Source organism: Euzebya rosea (assembly GCF_003073135.1).
Classification (GTDB): Bacteria; Actinomycetota; Nitriliruptoria; order Euzebyales; family Euzebyaceae; genus Euzebya; species Euzebya rosea.
On record NZ_PGDQ01000003.1, the window covers coordinates 355,360 to 378,476 of the forward strand.

The following is a 23,117-nucleotide window of genomic DNA, read 5'->3' on the forward strand; positions in this document are numbered from 1 at the left end:
CGACGAGTGGAGTCGATTCCTCGGCCCAACGCGAGGTCATGCGCCGCCGACCCCCAAGCTCGGAGGCGAATCCCTCCGGCCGTGGAGTCGATTCCATCCGTGGGGTGGCCGGCGTCAGGTGGCCGCGTCGGGACGGGCTGTCAGGGACGGGTCGCCGGGACCGTCGTGGGAGGGCTAGCTGCACTCCTCGGGGACGGCGGCGGCGCCGACGGGGATCTCCTCGGCCGCGCCGGGGTCCTCCGTCATGGGTGGGGGCGGAGGGGCCGACACGTCGATGGCCGAGCCGACGATGAGCACGACCTCGGTGAGCGAGTCGTCCTGCTGCAGCGTCGCGCCGGGGATCTGCTCGGCGACCAGCTGGGCCGCCGCGACGTTGGGACCGGCGTAGCGCACGACCGTCCCGTCGGTGGGGTCGGCGTTGCCGATGCCGACGATGTCGAACCCTCGCGCCACCAGGAAGTCCCGGACCGATGCGGCCAACCCCTCTGTGCCCGTGGCGTTGAGCACCCTCACGGGCACGTCGCCGGGCTGCAGCGCCTGCACGTCCTCACCGGGGTTGAGCGACAGGACCGAGCCGTCGGCGAACGAGGCGTACAGCGCCCCCGCGGCGTCGGGGTCGGGCACGAGGACCGCTGCGCCCCCGATGTTCGCGGCGTTGGCCGGCACGGTGTAGGTGGCCAGTCCCGAACCGGCGAGCCCGCGAGCGGCACGGGCCAGCTGCGCGAGCTCGATCAGGCCGAGACCCTCGTCGGCGATGAGCGTGCGGCCGGCGGACCCGGCGACGCGGAACAGCCGGGGCACGTTGACCAGGGTCGAGGGTGACACGACCTGCTGGGCCAGCGACCGCAGGAACCGCTGCTGGCGGGCGATGCGGCCCAGGTCGGAGTCGACGTGGCGTGCACGGACGAAGCCGATCGCCTGGGTGCCGTCGAGCACGTGGCAGCCCGCCGGCAGGTCGACCGCGGCGAACTGGTCCTGCAGCGGCTCGTCGAGGAAGACCGGGACGCCGCCGACGGCGTCGACGATCTGCACGAACCCGAACAGGTTCACCTCGACGTAGTGGTCGATGGGGATGCCCGATGCGTTGGAGACGGTCTGGACCAGGCAGCTGGGACCGCCACGGGCGAACGCGGCGTTGACCCGACCCTGGACGCCGTCGCACTGCTCCACGAACAGGTCACGGGGGAACGACAGCATCGCTGCACGGCCGCCGTCGATGCTGAGCAGGAAGATCGTGTCGGTCCGGCGCCCGTCGACGGCTTCGGTGCCGAGCTCCAGCAGCTGCTCGGGGGTGAACCCGTCCCGGCTGTCGGACCCGACGACGAGCACGTTGAGGGTGGGGCCGCCGCCGACAAGGCCCTCGACCGGTTCGCGCTGGATCTGGCTGGAGGCGTAGACCGCCAGTCCGCCGAGCGCGAGCAGGACGATCATCAGGGCCGAGAAGGCGATGTTGAACACGCTGCCCAGCGCCTTGCCGAACGACAGCCGGCGGTGGCGACCCGTCATGGCAGGGCCGAAGTCGTCCGGGCGATGCCCGTCGCCGCCCCAGCGTTCGCCGTAGGTGCGGTCGTAGTCGTAGTTGTCCTGGCTCATCGGTGTGCGGCCTGCGTTCCCCAGCCTCCTCCGCCTGGCGTCTCCAGGCGGATGCGGTCTCCAGCCTGCACCGTCAGGGTCACCTTCGCGGGGAGGACCTGCGTCGTCCCGTCGGGTCGGATCAGCGTGTTCCGCCCCGGTTGCCCGGATCGGCCACCCTCCAGGCCCCACGGTCCGCGGGCCCGGCGTTCGGTCTGCACGGTCACGCGGGCATGGGTGAGCACCTCGATCTCGCGGACGATCCCGTCACCTCCGGCGTGCATTCCCTCGCCGCCCGTACCGGACCGGAGCTCGGAACGCACCACCCGCAGCGGATAGGCCACCTCCAGCGCCTCGACCGGTGTGTTGCGGGTGTTGGTCATGCCCGTGTGCACGCCGTCCATGCCGCGCCTGCCCGGGGTACCGCCCTCGCCGCCGCCGATCGTCTCGTAGTAGGCGAACGGGGTGCCCTGCCCGGTGCTGCCGATCAGGATGTTGTTCATGGTCCCCTGGGAGGCGGCCGGCACGCGGTCGGGAACGCCCTGGGCGAGCGCGCCGAGCAGCAGGTCGACCAGGCGCTGGCTGGTCTCGACGTTGCCGGTCGCGACGGGTGCGGGGAAGACCGCGTCGACGATCGTCCCCGGGGTGGTGCGGACCGTCATCGCCCGCGCCGTGCCGGCGTTGGCCGGTGCATCGGGGTCGGTCACCAGGCGGAGGACGAACAGGGCCGCTGACTCCGTCACGGCGCGGACCGCGTTGACGTTGGCGGGTACCTGCGGGGGACAGCGGGTCAGGTCGACGACCAGCTGGTCGCCGCGGATGGCCACTGTGGTGTGCAGCTCGAGCCCGACGGCCTGGGCATCGGCGTCCATGGAACCGTCGGCTGCGACCTCCAGCCAGTCGCTGAAGGTCCACTCGCCGTCGGGCATCTCCGACAGGGCGGCTCGGATGCGCCGTTCGGCGTAGTCCACCAGCGCGTCCATGTCAGCCAGCAGCCCGTCACGCCCTCGCTCGGCGGCCATCTCGCACAGCCGGGCCGCGCCGGCGTGGTTGGCGGCGAACTGGGCCCGCAGGTCGCCGTGGCGTTCGGTCGGCGTGCGGGAGTTCGCGGCGAGCATCTCGATCACGTCTTTGCGTTCGCCGTGGCCGTCGACCAGCAGGAGCGGGGGGATCCGCAGCCCCTCCATGGCGATGTCGGTGGCATCGGCTGGCATCGATCCCGGGGCGGCACCGGCGATGTCGGCGTGGTGGGCCCGGTTGGCGACGTAGCCGATGAGCTGGCCGGACCGTCCGTCGTCGCGGTCACCGACCGCGCCCACGAGGGTGATGTCGGGCAGGTGGGATCCACCGCGATAGGGGTCGTTGACGACAGCGGTCATGCCGGGGGCGAGGTCGAAGGCACCGAGGATCGACTCGACGGACGCCGGCATCGAACCGAGGTGCACCGGGATGTGCTCGGCCTGCGCCACCATCAGGCCGCTGGGGGAGAAGATCGCCGCGGACAGGTCCAGCCGTTCGGTGATGTTGGGGGAGTACGCCGACCGCTCCAGCGCCACCCCCATCTGCTCGGCCACCCCGTCCAGGGCGTGACGCGTGACCTGCAGGCGTGCCGGGTCGGTGGGTGGGCGCTGGTCAGCCATGCTGGACCACCAGGTTGAGGTGTGCGTCGACCGTGCCGACGTCGCCGTGCAGCAGCAAGCCGGTCGAGTCGGGCTGGACCAGGATCGCCGGCCCGGTGACGGTGTCGCCCGGCCGAAGGCTGCCCCGGGCGACCACGGCAACGGTCTCCGGGCCGTTGCCGAGGTCGGCGGTCCGGGTCGTCGCCGGAGTGGCCGGACCCAGGTCCCAACCGGTGACCGCGTCGGTGTGGAGGGCCGGGCGGCGGCTGATCCGCCTGACCGTGACCACGACGACGTCGGCGTCGGGCAGCGCGTAGCCGTAGACCTCCTCGTGACGCCGATGGAACGCTGCCAGGGTCCCGAGGTCCCCACCGGCGTCGGGGTCGACGTCGATGCGCAGCTCGTGGGCCTGGCCGACGTAGCGCAGGTCGGCGACCGTGCGGACGTCGCCGTCGTCGTCTGGGGCGCCCGCGCGCTCGTCCAGCGGCAGCGCGTCGAGGGTGTCGCGCAGGCGGTCCGGCGACACCATCACCGTTCGTGACCACTCCCGCCGCTGCGCCGCGGTCAGCAACCCCACCGCGGACAGGACGCCGGGTGCCGGCGCCAGCACCGTGGCAGGGCAGCCGAGCATCCGGGCCAGCGCCGAGGCGTGGAGTGGGCCGGCACCGCCGTAGGCGACCAGGGCAAGGCTGTCGGGGTCGACCCCGGCTTCGGTGGAGACCCGCCGCAGGGCCCGGGCCATGGCGGCGCGGACCACGTCGAGGATGCCGGTCGCGGTGACCCCCTCGACGCCGGCCAGGGCCCGCTCGGCTGCCGCCAGGTCCGCGGTCATCGTGCCGCCCGCCAGGGTGTCGAGGTGGCCGAGCACGGCGTGGGCGTCCGTGACGGTCGGCTGGGTGCCGCCACGGCCGTAGCAGGCCGGACCGGGGTCGGAGCCAGCGCTGCGGGGGCCGACCCGCAGGGCGCCACCGGCATCGAGGGAGGCGATGGAGCCACCGCCGGCCCCGACGGTGTGGATCCCGATCGTCGACGTGCCGATGGGCAACCCGTCGATGGTGCCCGCGAGGCTGACGACCGGTTCCCCTCCTCGGATCAGGCAGACATCCGTCGACGTGCCGCCCATGTCGAAGGCGATCGCGTTGTCGAACCCCGCGGAGCGGGCCGCCGCAGCGGCGGCGACGACGCCACCGGCGGGCCCCGACAGCAGGGTGTGGACGGGGTCGGCGACCATCCGGTCCAGGTCCGCGGTGCCTCCGCCGGAGGTCATGACGGTCACGTCGGTGTCGGGCAGCCGATCGGACAACCGCTGCAGGTACCGACCCATCGTCGGGCCGACGGCTGCGTTGAGGGCGCAGGTGCTGGCCCGCTCGTACTCCCTGATGGAGCCGACGAGGTCCGCGGAGACGGTGATGTGCACGTCGGGAAGGGCCCGCCCCACCGCGGCGGCGAGCCGTCGTTCGTGGGTGGGATCCGCCCATCCGAACAGCAGGCAGATCGCCACCGCGTCGGGCTGCAGGGCCACCGTCGCGGCCACCACGTCATCGAGGGCCTCGTCGGTGAGGGGATGGAGCACCTCGCCGTCGACGGTGATCCGCTCGGGGACGGGGACCACCATGTCGCGCGGGATCGCCGGGGCCGGGCGAACCGCCGACAGGTCGTACAGCGAGGGGCGGTTCTGCCGGGCGATCGTCAGCACGTCGGCGAACCCCTCGGTCACGAGCAGCACTGCTCGGTCGAGGGTCCGCTCGAGCACCGCGTTGGTCGCGGTCGTGGTCCCGTGCGCCAGCGCTCGCAGGTCGTCGGCCGGACGCTGCCCAGCGGCTTCGATGGCGGCGACCAACCCCTCGCCCTGGTCGCGGGGTGTGGTCGGGACCTTGGCGAGGCGTGGTCCGTCGGCGGTCAGCACCACGGCGTCGGTGAACGTGCCGCCGACGTCGACGCCGGCAACGGACGGTGCGATCGGTGATGGGGGAGGGGACTGCTGGGGCATCGCCTCGCGCAGCCTATCGGGGTGCGGACGCCGGATCCGGCGTCAGCCGCGCAGGAAGTCCGTCGACGCGGGGTCGCTTCCGTGCTCGACGACCAGGTCGTCCCCGTCGTCGAGGGTGGCGCCCCGGGCCCGGCGGGCTGCGGCGTCGCCGACCACTGCCCGGTACAGCTCGGCGGCGGCATCGAGGAAGCGGTCGGGGGCGGCCTGTCGCAGGACCTCCATGGCAGCGACCACCTCGTCGGCGTCGCCGAGGAACCGTTCGGCGGCAACGGTCTCCGGGGCCGTGGCGACCCAGCACGTGCCGTCGGCGAAGCGGATCTCGTCCAGGTCACCGCGGTGCAGGATCTCGACCAGGGTGTTGACGTCCGCGTCGGTCCCGGGAGCGTGCAGGTCCCAGAGGGTGTTGACGACCAGCAGGTCGAACTGTCCGCCCTCGCATGCAGCGAGCATGGCCTTGCGCTGCGGGTGGCGGGGGTCGGCGCTTCCTGCCTGTCCGTCGCCGAACCGGGTGATGGCGGTGTACCGGTCACGGTCGGACTGGGCGTCCAGGATCCGGTCGATCCGGTAGGCCCGGCTCTCCTCGCTCGATCCCCTCGTGTAGGTCACGACGTGCATTCGGTGGTCCCTCCCCGGGATTGACTGCGCCGTGCTGGCACCCGGCGGGATGTCCGGCACGCGTGGCTCGGTTGGTGCCACCGGTTCGACACTGCAGCCACCCAATGATCCTGACACATGGCGGGATGACCAGTCGTTCCGGTTCCGGGGTTCATCCGATCGTGATCGAGCTGATCAGCCACGCGCTGCCAGCGGCCGTCAGGTCCAGCCGGTACGTCTGCTCGATCTCGCCTCCGGCGATGTCGTTGCGCCAGACCACCCGTGCCATCGCCGTCCGGGCGGTGTCGCCGCCGTCGTGCACGACCAGCTCGGCGAGGCGAACGAAGGCGAACTGGCCGTCGAGCCCACGGATCCGGGCATCCTCGGCGGTGATGCCGGGCAGGTCGACGGTGGCGGAGGTCCCGAACGCCACGAAGGCCTGGGTGACCGCGTCGGTCAGCTGTGCCCCGAGCGCGTCGTCGGGTACCGGTGGCGTGGGGAGCGTCGGGTTGCCGGGGGAGGGTCGAGGCACGAAGGCCGGCGGTGCCGTGACGGCCCAGCGCGCCCGGTCGTCCTGTCGCAGCGGAACGGCCAGGTGGACCCAGCGGGGGGCGTCGGTGCCGGTCACCTGCGCGGCCACCGTGACCACGACCGACCCGTCGTCGGTCGGTTCGGCACGCAGGGCGATGACGAGGGCGGCCAGCTGCCGCCCGGTGCCCGACCAGCCGAGCTGGGCGTCCAGGCCCGGCGCGAGGTAGGCGGCGAGCTCCCGTGCCCGGACGTCGGGCTGCGCCTCGTCGTAGTTGAGGTAGCTGTTCGCGAACTGGACCGCGAACCCGGCTGCCCCCTGTAGCTCCGGGTCGATCGCGCCGACCTCTCCCGCGCCGGATGGCTGCGCCTCGGCGGTGTCGCCGCCGGTCGGTCCTGCGTCGGGTGCCGCAGCACCCTCGACCTGTGCAGAGCCCGTGGCCGGGGATTCGTCGTCGGCGGGCTGATCTCCCACGTCGCCGGCAGCCGATGGCGGTGCGGCAGCCGACACGTCGGGTGACGCGTCCGTTGTCCGGGTGTCGTCACCCGTTCCACCGAACGCGAGGACGGCGACGACAGCGAGGACCACCAGGCCGACCCCGAGCAGGGCCCAGCGCAGCCACGGCGGCGGACCCCCGGGGGGCACCAGCGGGCCGGGTCGACCGCCGGACCTGCCCCGTGCGGGCCTGGCAGCGCGATCGGAGGGTTCGAGGGGGAACTTCGTCCCCGGTGGGGCGAAGTCGCGACGGTCGAAGCCGCTTCCGGTGTCGGGCACGTCGGCGGGTCGTCGGCCGACGATCACGCCACCGGGGCGAGGTCGACCGGGATCTGCAGGACGAGCCCGCTCGGCAGGGCGTCGGGGTCGTTGCCCAGCCGTTCGGCGTTCCACGTGAACAACAGCTGCCAGGTGGCCTCGAGCTCCGTGGTCGTCAGGTCGACATCGGGCCAGAGCGCCCGTGCGATCGTCCACAACGAGTCGCCGGGCTGCACCTCGTAGGCGTTGCCGAGGGTGGGCGTGGCCGTCACCGTGTCCGAGACCGCCACGACCTCGTGCTCGGTCGTCGATCCGTCCCGGACGGCGTCCCATGCGCGCAGGACCGCCTGCGACCAGTCCCGGATCCGACGCGAGTCGACCGGACGTCGTTGCGCCTCGGCGATGCGGTCGTCGACCGACACCGATGCGGACGCGTCCGTCGTCGACACCGCGCCCGGGTTGGGACGAGCGGTCGTCGCGAGGTTGGGGGACATGACCGGGTCGACGACCGTGGCGGGCAGCGGCGCGGGAGCCGGCGGGGTCAGCGGTGGTGCAGCCGTTCCGGTCCCGTCGGGAACGGACGCAGGCTGGGCCACGAGCGACGCGTCGGGCGTCGCGGTCGGCGCCGGGTCGATCCGGCCTGCCCCGGTCGCGGCCGAGGCCGTTCCGGCAGCGCCGAGGACGTCCTGCGGGCCGGTGTCGGCGCGATCGGGCTCGTCGACGTCCAGCGCCGTCGGGACCGGCCATGGCGGGCTGGGTCGGGGCGGGGTGATGCTCGGGGTCGACGGGGTCTGCGCAGCCGGAGGACGCACGGCCGGCGTCGACGGAGCCGCTGGTGCGGCAGGGGCGGGCTGGTGCACGACCGGCGCAGGTGTGGACGGCGGTGCGACGACGGCCGGTGTGGGCGCCACGACGTCGGTCACCGGTGCCGCCACGTCCACCACGTCCACCACGTCCACCACCGGTTCGACCCCCTCGCCGACCGTGTCATCGACGAGCTCGTCGATCGCCTCGCCGACGGGCTCCTCGCCGACGAGCTCCTCGACCGGGTCGACCTCCTCGCCCTCGGCGGGGGTCTCGATGACGACGACGACCTCGCCGCCCTCGAGGGGGGTGCCGTCGGGCAGGTCGATGGCGTCCTCGATCGCGTCGTGGATGAGGTCGGCCAGCTGGTCGTCGATGCCGACGGGCTCCTCGTCGACCGGCCCACCGACGTCGGGCTCCGGGGCATCGGGATGCTCGACGTCCGGGACGGGGACATCCGGAGTCACCTCCACCGGGACCTGGTCGACGGGAACCTGGTCGACGGGGGCCTGTTCGACCGGGGTCTGGTCGACCGGGGTCTGCTCGACCGGCATGCCGTCGCCCGGCGGCGCGATCGGCGTCTCGTCCTCGCCCGGTTCGCCGGGCGCCACGTCCACCGGCAGCTCGACATCCTCGACCGGACCGGGGGCGTCGGGGTCGGGCGCCGGCTCGGACAGCTCCTCGCCGGTTGCGTCCGGATCCGGCAGGTCAACGTCGGGTGCGGCCGTCTCGACGCCGTCCGGTGGCGATCCGTCCGCTGGCGCCTCGGCGAGGGGGTCGTCGGCGGCAGGGGCCGCCGGGGTCGGCGCCTCGACCGCAGTCGCGTCAGGGGAGGGTGTGGGTGCGGCCGGCCCGCCGGCCTGACGGCCGATCGGCCCCGGGGCCTGTTCGGGGGCTGCGGGGCCAGCTGGCGCAGTCGGGCCCGCAGGTGCTTCGACCGTCGCTGGTGCAGCGGCGTCCGGTTCGACGACAACGGATGCCGTTTCGGCGTCGGCAGCAGCGTCCTGTGCGGCAGCCACCCCGGCCATGTTCGGCGCCAGCAGCATGCCGGCGGCCCCGGCGGCGACGGCGCCACCCCTGGCCCCACGTCCGGCCGCGGTGACCACCGATCGGGTGGTCGATCCCTCCGCGATGGTCAGCTCCTCCACCGCCTGACGGCGTCGCCTGCCCCGTCGTTCCACCCGCTCGTCGGCCAGAAGGGACTCCAGCGCCGCATCGGCGTGCAGTCGTCCTCGATCCGTCATCGTCCAGTACCGCCTTCCCCGGCGACGTCGTCGCCCAGTCCATCGACCACTGCAGCTGCCAGCTGCACGTATGCCTGTCGTGTCGCGGGCGCCAGCCAGTCCAGCTCGACCACCGCCCCGTTCGCGAGCTCGTCGTCCCAGGGCACCGTCCGGACCGCCCGGACCTGGGAGGCGAAGTGGTCGACCAGCGAGTCGACGTCGACCGGTGACCCACCGTCGCGCACCCCGTTCACCACCACGACGGCCCGTTCGACCAGCGACGCCTGACCGTGTTCGCGCAACCAGGCGAGCAGGTAGGAGACCGCCCGGGCGGAGTCGACGCTGGGACCGGTCACCACCACCAGCTGGTCGCTGCGCTGGACCACCCCACGGGTGGCCGCGTCCAGAATCCCCGTGCCGCAGTCGGCCAGGACCAGGTTGTAGTGGACCCGCAGGACGTTCAGCAGGCGTTCGTACTCCGGCCGACCCATCCGCCGCGCCGACAGGGGGTCGTCGTCGCTGGCCACCACCTCCAGCAGGCTCTCGGCCTGCGAGGTGAAGTGGCGAACGTCGCCGTAGCCGAAGATGTGGTCGGCCTCGGCCAGCAGGTCGACGGACGTGGCCGCGTGTTCGCGACGGACTCGATGCCCCAGGGAGCCCGCGTCGGGGTTGGCGTCCAGCGCGACGACCCGATCGCCGCGGATGCTGGCCAGCGTGTGCCCCAGGTTCAGGGTGGTGGTGGTCTTGCCGACGCCGCCCTTGGTCGACACGACGGCCAGCGTGCGGGCACCGCCGAACGGGCGACGTATCGCCTCCATCCGCTCGCGCAGCTGCAGCTCCTGAGGGGTGGGGCCCGGGTTGATGCGGCCACCCGTCATGGCCCACACCCGCCGGCGCCAGCCCGTCGCCGGTACCGGGGTCGGCTCGTCGACCCAGGCCTCGCCGTCGAAGGCGAACGTGCCGTCCCGGTCGAGCTCCTCATCCGTCAGGGAGAACGGGTCCGCAGCACCGCGGCGGGGGCGGGCGCGCTCGTCGACCGACGCCGGCGCGGCATCGCCCGAGTCGCCGGACGCGGCCGGCGAGTCCGTCGTGGTGATGTGCGACGGGGCAGGCGTGGGGTCGACGACGAGGTCGATCGTCGTGGTCGCCACCGTGACAGGATCCGCCATGGGTCCTGCCTCGGTCACCTGCTCTCCCGTGCTCATCAGGTCCCTCCCCCGAGGTTCACCGCTCGTTGTTCGTTGACTGCTGGATCCTGTTGTAGCGGCTCCCACGGTGGGGGACTAGTCCGACACCCTGCGTCATGTGGACAACTCCGCTCCGTCACCGCCGGCTCGCCGATGAGAAAGGTCGCCGACGAGGGAGGACTTCGGACCGGCCGATCGGTAGAGGCACGACATGGCCGAACCCACACACCCCGGAGGCGACGACGAGTCGTCGGGGTTGCTGTGGGCTGATGCCTACGCGGACGCCACGGCTGGCGGTCCGGCGCCGCAGGGCCCCACATCGGCCCCGATCGACCGCGAGACGTCGCCCCTCGACGAGGACCGCGTGGTCGTTCCCCGCCGCGAACCCACTCCGGGGGGTTTCCGGGGACTGCGGCAGCGGTTGCGGGGCCCGGACCCCGATCCGGGCCCCGACCGGTGGCAGCTCGCGGTCGAGCGGTGCCGGCAGCCGGCGCCCGGCGGACGTCGCATCGCCGTGGTGTCACGCAAGGGCGGGGTGGGCAAGACCACGACCACGCTGATGATCGGCCACACCCTTGCGGCGGTCCGCCGGGACCGGGTGCTTGCGGTGGACGGCAACCCCGACGCCGGCACGCTCGGCCACCGGGTCCCGCGCCAGACCGCGGCCACCGTGGTGGACGCCCTCGCCGCCGTCGGGACCGTCGTGGGGTATCCCGACGCCCGCCAGCTGACCTCGCAGGCGCCCAGCCGGCTGGAGGTCCTGGCCTCGCCCGAGAACCCGCACTCGTCCCGTTCGCTCTCGGGCCGGGACTACCAGCAGGTGCTCGACGAGATGCACCGCCACTTCTCCGTCGTCCTGTGCGACACCGGGACCGGCATCATCGACGACGCCCACAGCGGCATCCTCGACGCCGTCGACCAGATCGTGCTCGTGTCGGGGACGGCGCTGGACACCGCCCGGGCCGCCGGCCTCACGCTGGACTGGTTGGAGGGTCACGGCCGGGCCGCGTTGGTCCGCGACGCCGTGGTCGTCGTCAACCACGTGGCCGACGCCGGCCGTGTCGACCTCGACGCGATCGAGGCCCACTTCCGTGGACGGACCAGGGCGCTGCACCACGTGCCCCACGATCGCCACCTCGAGGCCGGTGCCGTGACCGACCCCGACCAGCTGCGGCCCGACACCCAGGCGGCCTGGCTCGACGTCGCCGCGTCCGTCGCTGACGGCTTCCCGCTGCCATCGCCCCGTGACCTGAGGAAGGACCCGTCGTGACCGCGATCGCCCCGCTCCCGGCCCGCCGCCCGCACCCCCGCACATCACGAGCCGCCGCCATCCGGGTCGCCGTCACCGACGCCCCGGCTGCGATCCGCGGTCGGCTCGAGGAGTGCGTCGATCCCGAGGACGGCATCGTGATCGTCGACGAGGGGCCCACGTCGATCGATTCCGCGGACCTGGTGATCCTCTCCGTGGATGCACGGGACGAGCAGCTGTCCCGCCTGCGGGCGCTCGCGCGGTCCACCAGGGTCGTGGCCCTCGTCGATCCGCACGCACCCGGCGTGGTCGTCAGGGCGGTGCATGCCGGTGCCGTGGGATGCCTCGCCCGGGGTCGGGTCGACGCCGACGAGCTGGTCCGTGCCGTGCGCGAGGTCATGGCGGGTGGGTCGTGGGTGTCGCCGAGCGTGGCGCCGACCCTGCTCGAGCTCATCAGGACCGGCGTCCCCGACACCGTCGAGCCCGCCCGGCCCGACAGCATGACCGACCGTGAGGCCGAGATCCTGTCGTTGATCGCACGCGGCCTGTCCAACACCGCCATCGCCGGGCTGCTCGTGATCTCGGAGAAGACCGTCAAGAACCACATCAACCGGGCCTACGCCAAGCTCGGCGTGGAGAACCGCGAGGAGGCGATCGCCACCTGGACGGGGGCGGGGGCGGACGAGGTCGCGGTGGCCGCCTGATCGTGTCGTACCGGGAGGGGTGTCACCGGGCGCGTCCCGCGGCCGTCGGCTACCGTCGGCGGTCGTGAGCACCTCCGTCACCGCATCAGGCGTCTGCGCCATCGTCGGTCGTCCCAACGTCGGCAAGTCGACCCTCCTCAACGCCATCATCGGCGAGAAGGTCGCCATCACGACGCGGATCCCGCAGACCACCCGCCATGCCATCCGCGGCATCCTGACCCGCGAGGACGTCCAGATCGTCTTCGTGGACACCCCGGGGGTGCACAAGCCCAAGACCCTGCTCGGCAGCCGGCTCAACGACATCGCCCAGGCCTCGTTGTCCGGGGTCGACGTCGCCGTGCTCGTCGTCGACGGGGCGAAGGGCATCGGGACCGGCGACGCCTTCATGGCCGACCTCGTGAGCGGGCTGGGCGTGCCGATCATCGGGGTGCTCAACAAGGTCGACCGCATCGGCAAGGACGCCCAGCTTCCGGCGATCGCTGCCCTGGCCGAGCTGGCCGACTTCGACGAGATCGTGCCCGTCAGCGCCCGCCGCGGCGAGCAGGTCGAGGTGCTCACCGACCTCATCGCCGCCCGCATGCCCGAGGGGCCGGCCCTGTACCCGGCGGAGATGGTGACGGACTCCGAGGAGGCCCAGCGCGTCGCCGAGATCGTGCGCGAGAAGGCCATGGTGGTGATGCGCGAGGAGGTGCCCCACTCGATCGCGGTCACCGTTGAGGAGATGGGCCCCGGCCGCTCGGAGAACGTCACCGCGATCTTCGCGTCGATCTACGTCGAGCGTGACTCGCAGAAGGGCATGGTCATCGGCCGACAGGGTGCGGTCCTCGCCCAGATCGGCACCGACGCCCGCCCCGAGCTCGAGGCGCTGCTCGGCACCAAGGTCTACCTGGACCTCCGCGTCAAGATCTCCAAGGAGTGGCAGCGCGACCCGAAGAAGCTCGACAAGCTGGGCTACTGAGGACCCGAACCGCCGCGAAGCGGCTTCGTGAGGCCCGGAAGGAGCCCATCGGGGGTCTGGGGGCGGAGCCCCCGGGGGGCAGGGCTACTGAGGACTGCTGAGGGCCGGGCTCAGGGCCAGGGGTAGGGCTCGGCGGCGCGGGCCAGGAGGGTGCTGAGGGTTCGGAGCTCATCGGTGGACAGGGCGAGCAACCCCGACGGCGGGGTTCCCAGCAGGAACTGCGCTTGGTGGACGGCCGCCTTGCCGTTGAGGGTCAGGCGGACCCGCGTGACGCGGCGGTCGTTCGGGTCGGGATGTCGGCCGACGAAATCGCGGGACTCCAGCGCGTCGACGACGGAGGTCAGGTACGACGGCGTCGTGTGGCAGGCCTCGGCCAGCTCCCGCATCGCCATGCCGCCGTCGCCGTCCAGCGGAAGCCCGAGCAGGACGAACATCTGTTGTTCGGTCAGCTCCAGCGCGGCCGCCGCGGCGCTGCCCTGTCGCTGGAACTCCTCGCTGCGGAACAGCTGGTACATCGACCGCCACGCAGCGCGGGCAAGGCTCTCGTCCTCCGACATCGGGGCGCCGTCGTGCCCCGGGTCGGACCCACCAGGAGATACTTTTGATTGCGACACTATTCCTCCAGCGTTACTGTCCTGTCAGCATAACTGATTCGACCGAAGCGAGGGGACATGTCGGGCGACCTGGCCGTCGATGCACACGGCCTCGAGAAGACCTATGGCGAGACCCGGGCCCTCGACGGCCTGGACCTGTCCGTCCGCCGGGGCACCGTCCTCGGCCTGCTCGGTCCCAACGGGGCGGGCAAGACCACGGCGGTGCGCATCCTGGCGACGCTGCAGCCCGCTGACGGCGGCACCGCGACGGTGGCCGGCTTCGACGTGGCCACACAGGCCCACGAGGTGCGCACCCGCATCGCCCTGACGGGGCAGTTCGCGGCGGTTGACGAGTACCTGACCGGCCACGAGAACCTCGTGATGATCGGACGGCTGACCGGACTGACCCGGCACGATGCCCTCGTCAGGGCCGACCAGCTCATGGCTCGCTTCGGGCTGGCCGACGCCGCGGGGCGGCCGAGCAGGACCTACTCGGGCGGCATGCGTCGTCGCCTGGACCTCGCCGCCTCGTTGGTGGCCAGGCCGGAGGTGTTGTTCCTGGACGAGCCCACGACGGGCCTGGACCCCGCCTCCCGCCGGTCGCTGTGGGCGGTGATCCGCGAGATCGTCCGGGACGGGTCGACGCTGCTGCTGACCACCCAGTACCTGGAGGAGGCGGACGCGCTCGCCGACGAGATCCTGGTCATCGACCACGGTCGCGAGCTGGCACGCGGGACCGCTCGCGAGCTGAAGGACCGGGTGGGTGGCGAGCGGATCGAGTTCACCGTCGTCGACCACGCCCGCACCGGTGAGGCCGCGGACGCGGTCGCCCCCTTCGCGTCGGGTGAGGTCGTGGTCGATCCCTCCCGCGGAACCATCGCCTTCCCCGTCGACGGCGGCGACGCCCATCTCGGCGACACGGTCCGTGCCCTGGAGACGTCGGCCATCCACGTGGCCGACCTGTCCCTGCGGGGCGCCTCCCTCGACGACGTCTTCCTCTCCCTCACCGGTCGCACCGCGGAAGGGTCCACCGAGCAGCTGCAGGAGGCAACGTGAGCGCCACGACACCCACCGCCGTCCCCACCCCGTCGGTCCCGCGACAGGGTCTCCTCGCCGCCGCGGTCGACGCCTGGGTCATGTTCGGTCGGAACCTGCGTCGCTACCAGCGGCAGCCACAGATCGCCGTGTTCGTGTTCATCCAGCCGATCATGTTCGTGCTGCTGTTCCGCTACGTCTTCGGTGGTTCGATACCGACGCCGGGCCTGGACTACGTGCAGTACCTGATGCCGGGGATCATCGTGCAGTCCGTGACCTTCTCCACCATCGGGACGGCCATCGGGATCGCGGAGGACCTCAAGGGCGGCATGATCGACCGCTTCCGGTCCCTGCCGATGTCGCGGTCGGCGGTGCTGAGCGGCCGCATCCTCGCGGACGTCCTCGTCAGCGTCGTCTCCCTCGTGGTCATGCTCGCGGTCGCCTACCTCGTCGGGTTCCGCATCACGACCGGTCCGCTGGAGGCGCTGGGCGCCCTGTTCCTGATCGTGGCCTTCTCCCTCGCCTTCGCGTGGATCGCCGCATGGATCGGCCTGGCGCTGAAGGAACCCGAGGCGGTCCAGGGTGCCGGCTTCGTGTGGATGTTCCCCCTCGCGTTCGCCTCCAGCGTCTTCGTGCTCCCCGCGACCATGCCCGGCTGGCTGCAGGGCTTCGCCAGCCACAACCCGCTGTCGCGGCTGGCCAACGCCGCACGATCGCTCACCATCGGCGGCTACCCCTGCGGTCCCAGCCTGGAGCAGACGACGCTGTGCACCGGGGTCGCCGACCAGGCCCTGATCACCCTGGCGTGGACCGTGGGGATCGCCGCTGTCTTCCTGCCGCTCGCTGCCCGCATGTGGAAGCGACTGGACTGACCCGCGGCGCCCAGCCGGCCGTCACCGGTCCGCGGCGACCTCGCCGGCCCCATCTACTCTTCGGGACGTGGCCCACTACCTCGTCGACGGCATCGTCCTGCGCAGCTACAAGCTGGGCGAGACCGACCGGATCCTGCACGTCCTCAGCCCCAACCTCGGGCTGGTCAGGGGTGTGGCGAAGGGGGTCCGCAAGCCCGGATCGCGGTTCGGTGGCCGGCTGGAACCCTACGGCCATGTCAGCCTGCAGATGTACGACGGGCGGTCCCTGGACACCGTGACCCAGGTCGAGCTGATCGCCCCCAACGTCGGCGTCCGGGAGGACTGGGTGGCGTCGGCCTGCGCGGCCACGATGGCCGAGGCGTGCGACAAGCTCGCGCAGGAGGGCGAACGTGCCCCAGGCATGTTCCTGCTGCTCAAGGAGTGCCTGTCGGTGCTCGCCGCGGGCCCCAACCGTCCCGCCGCCGTCCTCGACGCGTTCCTCCTCAGGCTGGCTGCGCTGGAGGGATTCCGGCCGTCGCTCGACACCTGCATCACCTGCGGCTCGACCACCGACATCGCCGCCTTCCACGTGGGCGCGGGCGGGGTCCTGTGCAGCAAGGACACCCCGGCGGACCTCCAGCGCATCTCCCACGAGGCCCTCGCCGCACTGACGTTGCTGGCGGAGGGGGACTGGCTCACCATCGCCCAGGGCGAGGAGCCGCTGCCCCGCAGCGTCGCCTCGCTGGTCCGCGCCTACCTGTCCCACCACCTCGCCACCACCCTCAAGGCATGGGAGTCGGTCCCCCGATGAGCGCGAGCGTGCGAGCGGTCATCGGTTCGGCTGGGGGGCGTTCTTCTCGCGCCAGCGAGGAGAATGGGCCATGAGCGCGAGCGTGCGAGCGGTCATCGGTTCGGCTGGGGGGCGTTCTTCTCGCGCCAGCGAGGAGAACGGGCCATGAGCGCGGCCGAACCCGGACACGACCTGGAGGCCATGCGGCAGCGTGGGGTGCCCGATCACGTGGGCGTGATCATGGACGGCAACGGTCGCTGGGCCAAGCAGCGAGACCTGCCCCGCACCGACGGGCACACCCGCGGCGAGGAGGCGCTGTTCGACGCCGTGGAGGGTGCCCTGGAGGTCGGGCTGGAGTGGATGACGGTCTACGCCTTCTCCACCGAGAACTGGAAGCGGCCCCCGAGCGAGGTCGCATTCATCATGTGGTTCAACCGCGACCTGCTGCTGCGACGGGCCGACGAGCTCGACGCCCGCCAGGTCCGGGTGCGCTTCATCGGCCGCCAGAAGCGACCGATCCCCAGGTCCCTGCTGAAGATCATGGACGAGACCGAACGGCGCACCGCCCACCACCGCCGCCTGACCCTGCAGATCGCGTTCAACTACGGCGGCCGGGCCGAGCTGGTCGACGCCGCCCGCGCCCTGGCCGAGGACGTGAAGGCCGGCCGCCTGCAGCCGGGACGGGTGAACGAGAAGTCCATCAGCAGCCGGCTGTACAGCCCCGACGCGCCCGACGTCGACCTGCTTGTCCGCACCTCCGGCGAACGACGCCTGTCCAACTTCATGTTGTGGGAGGCCGCGTACGCCGAGCTGGTCTTCGACGACGTGCTGTGGCCCGACTTCCGACGCACCCACCTCTTCGACGCGATCGAGGAGTTCCAGAAGCGGACCCGACGGTTCGGGGCCGTCTGACCCTCCGTGGCCTATGGTTGCCCCGCCCGCCGAGGGGGCGGTGCTGAGGAGCCAAGGAGCAGTCAGGTGAATCCATCGGTCCCGAAGGTGTCGGTCATCGGCATCGTCGTCATGTCGTTCCTGCTGGTGGCGCTCGCGGCGCCACCGGTCCACGCCCAACCCGACGGCACCTGCGCCGCCACCTCGACGACCGACGACGCCGAGGGCGGTGAGCTCGACATCGTGACCTACGGCGCCGCACACCTCTGCGGCAGCGACGCGTTCGCCTTCACCTTCCTCACCCGCGACGACTGGGCCGACAGCCGGTTCTCCGAGCTCTACGTCCGGATCGACACCGACGGCAACCCCGCCAACGGCTGCAGCGAGGGGGACTACCTGCTGTACGGCGTCAACCGTGCCGACGACGGCTCCGAGGACGTGCTCGCCGGCGTGTTCGTGTCGCCGTCGTGCGAGCAGGGCGACCTCGAGGCGGTCGGGCTGGCCACCGTCACCCGGCCCGGCCCCAACGCCATGACGGTGACGATCGACGCCGCGACCATCGGCTCGCCGGCCGTCATCGGGCACTACGGCTCGCTGTCCAACCCCGGCGAGAACAACTCCACGGCCGACTACGCCCCCGACACGGGTCGGGTCGTGCTGGACACCGGGGCGCTGGCCGACGCCGAGAGCGTGCCCCTGTGCGTGACCGACCCGACCGGCGACGTCGTCGCTCGCGCGGCCAACGGCACCGAGACCCCGATCGACCGGCCCGCGGCGGACCTCACCGAGGCCTGCGTGGAGTACGGCGAGGGGTTGGAGCTGTCGGTCAGGTTGCCAGCCATGGACTTCGCGTCCCTCGGGCCGGGCGCCGGACCGGCGGCGCTGCTGGACCTCGACGGTGACCGCTCGGCGGACCGCATCCTGCGGGCGATCTGGGACGGCGTGGGCTTCGGGGTCCACGTGACCGACCCCGACGGCACGGTCGTCTGCTCGGGGCGCGCGGTGATCGCCGGCCCGGTGCTGCGTGCCGGGGACCTCGACCCCGCGTGCGTCGACGACGCCGACGGGTTCGGTGTCGGGATCGGCATGGGGGCGCTGGGCGAGGCCTCCACCGCCATCGTCGACCGGGCCGGGGACGCCGCCTTCGTCGACATCGCCCGTGCGGCGCCGGTCGACGAGGCACGGACCGGCACCCCTCCCGAGGACATCGACGTCCCCGATCCGGCGGCACGACCGCAGGACGCCGGGCTGCAGCGACTCGCCGGCCCCGCACGCATCGAGACGAGCATCGCCGTCGCCCAGCAGGCCTGGCCCGACGGGGCCGCGGCCGCGGTGCTGGCACGACAGGACGTCGAGGCCGACGCGCTGGCCGGTGCCGCGCTGGCCGCGGCCGTCGACGGACCGCTGCTGCTGACGCCGAGGACGGGCCTGACGTCGGCCGTCGCGACCGAGCTGCGTCGCCTGCTGCCGGAGGGTGGGCGCGTCTACGTCCTCGGTGGTGTCGCGGCCCTCGCCGAGGACGTCGTCGCCGACGTCCAGCAGCTCGGCTTCGGGACCGTGCGCCTGGCCGGTGCGTCACGGATCGAGACGGCCCTGGCGATCTCCAGGGAGGCCGCGGCACGGCTCGGCGAGGTCAGCCACGTGCTCGTGGCCGACGCGTTCGACTTCCCCTGGGCGCTGATGGCCGGCGCGGCCGCAGGCGCCAGCGACGGCGTGGTCATCACGACCAGCGCCTCCGGGCTGTCCGACGCCGCCCGGGTGTTCCTCGCCGAACACCCCGACGCCACCGTCACCGCGGTCGGACCGGCTGCCTCGACCGCCCTCCCGGAGGCCCGCTCGATCGATGGGACCGACGCCTACGACACCTCCGTGCTGCTTGCGCGCGAGTTCTTCCCCGACGCCACCCGCGTCGGCGTGGCCAGCGGCGAACGTTTCCCCGACGGACTGGGTGGCGGCGCGTTCAGCGCGTCGCTGGACATGCCGTTGCTGCTGACGCCCGGGGACACCCTGGCCACCGCCGTGTCGAGCCACCTCGGCAACGGCACCTGGAACGAGATATGGATGATGGGCGGCGAGGCAGCCCTGGCCGCCGACGTGGAGGCATCGCTCGACGCGTTCGTGGACTGACGCCGGTCGTCCCGGCGCCAACGCCGGTTCACCCTCAGGTCAGCGGCGTCATCAGCTGGTCGACCGGGGCGTACTCGTCGCTCAGCACCATGCCGTCGCCGACGAACTCGTCCACGTCGGCACCGGTGATGACGATGTCGTCGTCATCGGTGTCCAGCGCATGCCGGGCGACCGCGTCGACGTCGATGGGCACGTCGGCGGCGACCATGATGAAGTTGCCGCCCTCGCGGGTGGCGATCCGCTCGGGCGGGGCGATCACCGCGACGTGCGCGAAGACCGCCTGCAGCGTCGCGGCCTCGGACCGGGCGAAGCCCAGGTTGCCGTAGTCGATCAGGTTGATCGCGTAGACCCCGTCGGGGCGCAGGACGCGCTGCACGTCCTCCAGCAGCTCCACGGTGGTCAGGTGCCACGGGACCGCCTGGCCGCCGAACGCATCGCCGATGACCAGGTCGTAGGCGCCGTCGGGCTCGGCCTGCAGGTTGATGCGGGCGTCGCCGGTGACGGCCTGCAGGTCCTCGCTGAGGTCCAGGCCGAGCTCCTCCTGCGCCAGGGCGACCATCGCGTCGTCCAGCTCCAGCACCCGCGAGAACGTCCCCGGACGAGTGACCTCCAGGTACTGGGGCAACGAGAACCCGCCGCCGCCGATGTGCAGCACGTCCAGCGGCTCGCCGGGCGGGCGGAAGGTCTCCAGCACGTGGGCCATGCCCTGGGCGTAGCTGAACTCCAGGTGGGTCGGATCCTCGAGGTCGACGTAGGAGTGGCGCAGCTGGTCGAGCACGAGCAGCCGGCCGGTCGGACGGTCGGGGTCGACGCTGACCGACGCGCAGAAGTAGGCGCTCTCCAGCTGACAGGGGGAGCCGATCAGCTGGCTGAGCGCCCCCGACCCCAACGCCAGGACCACGGCCGCAGCGATCAACGTGGGGTTGTTGCTCTCCTTGTGGAGGTAGGGCCACAGGACCAGCCCGGAGAGGATCAGCGCACCGCCCACCCCGTAGATGATCGGTGGGGTCGGGGCGGTCGCCACGAGCAGGAAACCCGTCACGAACGTGCCGAACAACCCGCCGATCGTGCCGAGCGCCGACAGCCAGCCGACGACGGCGCCGGTTTCCTCCAGGCTGCTCAGCTGCAGCTTCACCACGGTCGGGGATACCGCCGACAGGATCGCGGAGGGCAGGAAGAACCCGACGGTGGCCAGCAGCACGATCGCGACGGGCCCCGACCCCAGGCCGGCGTTGCCGAACACCCGGACGAGGGGGAGGGACGCGACGCCGAAGGCGCCACCGACGATCAGCATCGGGGCCAGCGTGGTCCGGGGATCGACGCGGTCGGCCAGACGGCCGCCGTACCAGGTGCCGAAGGCGATCCCGGCCAGGACGACGCCGATGATGCCGGTGAACGTCTCGAGCGTGACCCCCACGTAGGGGGCCAGGAGACGACCGGCGAGGATTTCCAGGACGAGGACGGCGGCGCTCGTGAAGAAGACGAGGGCACCTGCGAGCAGAGAAGGCATGCGGTCGCGGATAGTACGTTGACGACGATGACCCTCCCACCGCCGGTCGGTCGGCCGGCCACCGAGGCAGATCGGGGACGACTGGTCGCCCGCCTGCGCAACCAGGCGGCGTCCGCCGCCGACCTCGGATCGCCCATGTACGCCACGCTGCTGCGGGGCGCTGCCACCGACGTCGACCTGGGTGGGCCCTGCTGGCGGGTGATGTCGGCCTACGCCGACCAGCCCGACAGCCAGGCGCTGCCGCTGCGGTTCATGGCCGGGGTGCATCGCCTGGTGCTCAGGCGGCAGGCGCCAGCGCTCGCCACGTACTACCCGTCGGTCGGCGGCACGGCCGGGGTCGACGGGCTCTGGTCCACCTTCCTGTCCACCGTCGCCACCCACGCCGACGAGCTGGTCGAGCTGACCGGCCTGGCCTGCCAGACCAACGAGGTCGGCCGTTCCGCCGCCCTCGGCCCGGGCCTGGCGTGGCTGGCCGCCCAGCACGACCTGCCGCTGCACCACCGCGAGATCGGCACCTCGGCGGGCCTGAACCTGCGCTGGGACGCCTTCCGGTACGGCACCGCCGACGAGTCGCACACCTGGGGGCCGGCGGACTCGCCGGTGGACCTGGTCGGCCACTGGGCAGATCCCCCGACGGACCTGCCGACGACGGTCGAGGTGGCCAGCAGGGCGGGCTGTGACCCGAACCTGCTGGATCCCGCGTCACAGGCGGACCGCGAGACGCTCACCGCCGCCGTGTGGGCCGACATGCCCCAGCGACACCAACGGCTCAAGGGCGCCCTGGCCCTGGCCGAGGCCATCCCCGCGACCACGACGCGTGCAGGGGCAGGGGAGTGGCTGGCCGACGTGCTGCCCGACCGCCCCGACGGGTTGACGGTGGTGTCGCACTCCGTCGTCTGGCGCTACCTGCCACCCGCCGAGCAGGACACCGTCGTCGCCCTGCTCGCCGACGTCGGCGCGTCGGCCACCGCCACGAATCCGCTGGCCTGGCTGCGGCTGGAACCCCGCCCACCCGCGATGGTCTACGACGGCACGCCCTACCCCCTCCTGGCCACGACCTGGCCGGGCGGTGCCACCGTGGAGCTGGGCCTCGCCCAGGCACACGGCCAGGACCTCCGCTGGGGCCCCCGACCGTTCGTCGTCGACAGCTAGCATCGAGCAGCGATGACGACCCTCCTTCCCCCAGGCCTGGAGAGCGTTCCCGAGCCGACCGCCACCGACGCCCAGCTGCGTCGGTTCCTCCACGGCCTCCCCGGCGTCGACCAGGTCGGCGCCGAGGCCCGAGTGGCCCAGCTCGCGACGCGCTCGATCAAGAACGAGTCCAAGGACTGGGCGCTCGACCTGATCATCCGCATGATCGACCTGACCACGCTGGAGGGTGCCGACACCCCCGGCAAGGTCACCTCGCTCGCGCGGAAGGGCCTGCGCCCCGACCCCGACGACCCGACCTGCCCGCCGGTCGCGGCCATCTGCGTGTATCCCGACATGGTCGCCGACGTCGCCCGCATCACCGCCGGCAGCTCGGTCAGGGTCGCGGCGGTCGCCACGGCCTTCCCCGCAGGCCGCGCCGCCATGGACGTGAAGCTGGCCGACACCCGCCAGGCCGTCGCCGACGGGGCCCACGAGATCGACATGGTGATCGATCGTGGCGCCTTCCTGTCCGGACGCTACGGCAAGGTGCTCGAGGAGATCGTCGCCGTGCGCGAGGCCTGCGGCACCGGCCCCGACCGGGCCCACCTCAAGGTCATCCTGGAGACCGGCGAGCTGGCGACGCTCGACAACGTCCGGCGGGCGTCGGTCCTGGCCATGATCGGCGGGGCCGACTTCATCAAGACCTCCACGGGCAAGGTAGCGCCCGCCTCCACGCGACCAGTGACCATGGTGATGTTGCAGGCGGTCGTGGACTTCCGCGCCGCCACCGGCACCCAGGTCGGCGTGAAGTCCGCCGGCGGCATCCGTTCCTCCAAGGACGCCATCCGCTACCTCGTGCTGGTCAACGAGACCGCCGGGCCGGACTGGCTGACCCCCGACTGGTTCCGCTACGGCGCCTCCAGCCTGCTCAACGACGTGCTGCTCCAGCGTCGGCGCCGGACCTCCGGTGTCTACGAGGGCCACGACTACGTCACCCTCGACTAGGG

19 protein-coding genes are annotated in these 23,117 nt (G+C 72.5%); 10 read left to right on the forward strand and 9 right to left on the reverse strand.

All coding sequences use genetic code 11. The features are described 5' to 3' along the window. Window positions 1-174 precede the first annotated feature (174 nt). From CUC05_RS04605 to CUC05_RS04640, 7 genes are all read right to left on the reverse strand, one after another. Window positions 175-1,593 (reverse strand): LCP family protein, encoded by a 1,419-nt coding sequence (locus CUC05_RS04605; RefSeq protein ID WP_108664891.1) that lies wholly within the window; start codon window positions 1,591-1,593, stop codon window positions 175-177. Beyond that, a complete protein-coding gene (locus tag CUC05_RS04610) occupies window positions 1,590-3,212 on the reverse strand; it encodes a hydantoinase B/oxoprolinase family protein (protein ID WP_108664892.1) in 1,623 nt (540 codons plus the stop codon). Before CUC05_RS04610 ends, CUC05_RS04605 begins: the two co-directional genes overlap by 4 nt. Beyond that, window positions 3,205-5,181, reverse strand: coding sequence for a hydantoinase/oxoprolinase family protein (locus tag CUC05_RS04615; protein WP_108664893.1), 1,977 nt, complete (start codon window positions 5,179-5,181; stop codon window positions 3,205-3,207). Before CUC05_RS04615 ends, CUC05_RS04610 begins: the two co-directional genes overlap by 8 nt. Window positions 5,182-5,223: 42 nt before the next feature. Further along, window positions 5,224-5,796 (reverse strand): hypothetical protein, encoded by a 573-nt coding sequence (locus tag CUC05_RS04620; RefSeq protein ID WP_108664894.1) that lies wholly within the window; start codon window positions 5,794-5,796, stop codon window positions 5,224-5,226. Between the two features lie 151 nt (window positions 5,797-5,947). Continuing rightward, a complete protein-coding gene (locus tag CUC05_RS04625) occupies window positions 5,948-7,078 on the reverse strand; it encodes a conjugal transfer protein (protein ID WP_157965205.1) in 1,131 nt (376 codons plus the stop codon). 23 nt (window positions 7,079-7,101) lie between these two features. Beyond that, window positions 7,102-9,105 carry a LysM peptidoglycan-binding domain-containing protein gene (locus tag CUC05_RS25815; RefSeq protein WP_157965206.1) on the reverse strand — a complete coding sequence of 668 codons (2,004 nt, stop codon included), beginning with the start codon at window positions 9,103-9,105 and terminating at the stop codon, window positions 7,102-7,104. Continuing rightward, entirely contained in the window at window positions 9,102-10,289 is a 1,188-nt protein-coding gene (locus CUC05_RS04640; RefSeq protein WP_108664896.1) for a MinD/ParA family ATP-binding protein, read from the reverse strand. Before CUC05_RS04640 ends, CUC05_RS25815 begins: the two co-directional genes overlap by 4 nt. 193 nt (window positions 10,290-10,482) lie before the next feature. On the opposite strand from CUC05_RS04640, the gene CUC05_RS04645 reads away from it, so the two are divergent. The 3 genes from CUC05_RS04645 to era all read left to right on the forward strand — a co-directional run bounded on the left by CUC05_RS04645 (window position 10,483) and on the right by era (window position 13,182). Beyond that, window positions 10,483-11,541 carry a MinD/ParA family ATP-binding protein gene (locus tag CUC05_RS04645; RefSeq protein WP_108664897.1) on the forward strand — a complete coding sequence of 353 codons (1,059 nt, stop codon included), beginning with the start codon at window positions 10,483-10,485 and terminating at the stop codon, window positions 11,539-11,541. Next, window positions 11,538-12,224 carry a response regulator transcription factor gene (locus CUC05_RS04650; protein WP_108664898.1) on the forward strand — a complete coding sequence of 229 codons (687 nt, stop codon included), beginning with the start codon at window positions 11,538-11,540 and terminating at the stop codon, window positions 12,222-12,224. The genes CUC05_RS04645 and CUC05_RS04650 overlap by 4 nt, the downstream gene beginning before the upstream one ends. A gap of 64 nt (window positions 12,225-12,288) precedes the next feature. Next, window positions 12,289-13,182, forward strand: coding sequence for a GTPase Era (era, locus tag CUC05_RS04655; RefSeq protein WP_108664899.1), 894 nt, complete (start codon window positions 12,289-12,291; stop codon window positions 13,180-13,182). A 110-nt stretch (window positions 13,183-13,292) separates the two neighbouring features. Here era and CUC05_RS04660 read toward each other — a convergent pair whose 3' ends face one another. Beyond that, on the reverse strand, window positions 13,293-13,739 hold the full coding sequence (locus CUC05_RS04660) for a MarR family winged helix-turn-helix transcriptional regulator (protein ID WP_108664900.1): 447 nt from the start codon (window positions 13,737-13,739) through the stop codon (window positions 13,293-13,295). Between the two features lie 114 nt (window positions 13,740-13,853). Here CUC05_RS04660 and CUC05_RS04665 point away from each other — a divergent pair, with 114 nt between their 5' ends. The 5 genes from CUC05_RS04665 to CUC05_RS04685 all read left to right on the forward strand — a co-directional run bounded on the left by CUC05_RS04665 (window position 13,854) and on the right by CUC05_RS04685 (window position 19,469). Further along, window positions 13,854-14,831 (forward strand): ATP-binding cassette domain-containing protein, encoded by a 978-nt coding sequence (locus CUC05_RS04665; RefSeq protein WP_108664901.1) that lies wholly within the window; start codon window positions 13,854-13,856, stop codon window positions 14,829-14,831. Beyond that, window positions 14,828-15,682: an ABC transporter permease gene (locus tag CUC05_RS04670; RefSeq protein WP_205712126.1), complete on the forward strand. Its 855-nt coding sequence runs from the start codon at window positions 14,828-14,830 to the stop codon at window positions 15,680-15,682. Before CUC05_RS04665 ends, CUC05_RS04670 begins: the two co-directional genes overlap by 4 nt. Before the next feature lie 67 nt (window positions 15,683-15,749). Next, a complete protein-coding gene (gene recO, locus CUC05_RS04675) occupies window positions 15,750-16,472 on the forward strand; it encodes a DNA repair protein RecO (RefSeq protein ID WP_157965207.1) in 723 nt (240 codons plus the stop codon). A gap of 144 nt (window positions 16,473-16,616) precedes the next feature. Then, window positions 16,617-17,363 (forward strand): polyprenyl diphosphate synthase, encoded by a 747-nt coding sequence (gene uppS / locus CUC05_RS04680; RefSeq protein WP_170127917.1) that lies wholly within the window; start codon window positions 16,617-16,619, stop codon window positions 17,361-17,363. A 66-nt stretch (window positions 17,364-17,429) separates the two neighbouring features. Beyond that, window positions 17,430-19,469 carry a cell wall-binding repeat-containing protein gene (locus CUC05_RS04685; protein ID WP_157965208.1) on the forward strand — a complete coding sequence of 680 codons (2,040 nt, stop codon included), beginning with the start codon at window positions 17,430-17,432 and terminating at the stop codon, window positions 19,467-19,469. A 34-nt stretch (window positions 19,470-19,503) separates the two neighbouring features. Here CUC05_RS04685 and CUC05_RS04690 read toward each other — a convergent pair whose 3' ends face one another. After that, a complete protein-coding gene (locus CUC05_RS04690) occupies window positions 19,504-20,979 on the reverse strand; it encodes a fused MFS/spermidine synthase (protein ID WP_108664904.1) in 1,476 nt (491 codons plus the stop codon). A 27-nt stretch (window positions 20,980-21,006) separates the two neighbouring features. Here CUC05_RS04690 and CUC05_RS04695 point away from each other — a divergent pair, with 27 nt between their 5' ends. After that, a complete protein-coding gene (locus tag CUC05_RS04695) occupies window positions 21,007-22,131 on the forward strand; it encodes a DUF2332 domain-containing protein (protein WP_108664905.1) in 1,125 nt (374 codons plus the stop codon). Window positions 22,132-22,143: 12 nt separating this feature from the next. Further along, window positions 22,144-23,115, forward strand: coding sequence for a deoxyribose-phosphate aldolase (deoC, locus tag CUC05_RS04700; protein ID WP_108664906.1), 972 nt, complete (start codon window positions 22,144-22,146; stop codon window positions 23,113-23,115). Window positions 23,116-23,117 lie beyond the last annotated feature (2 nt).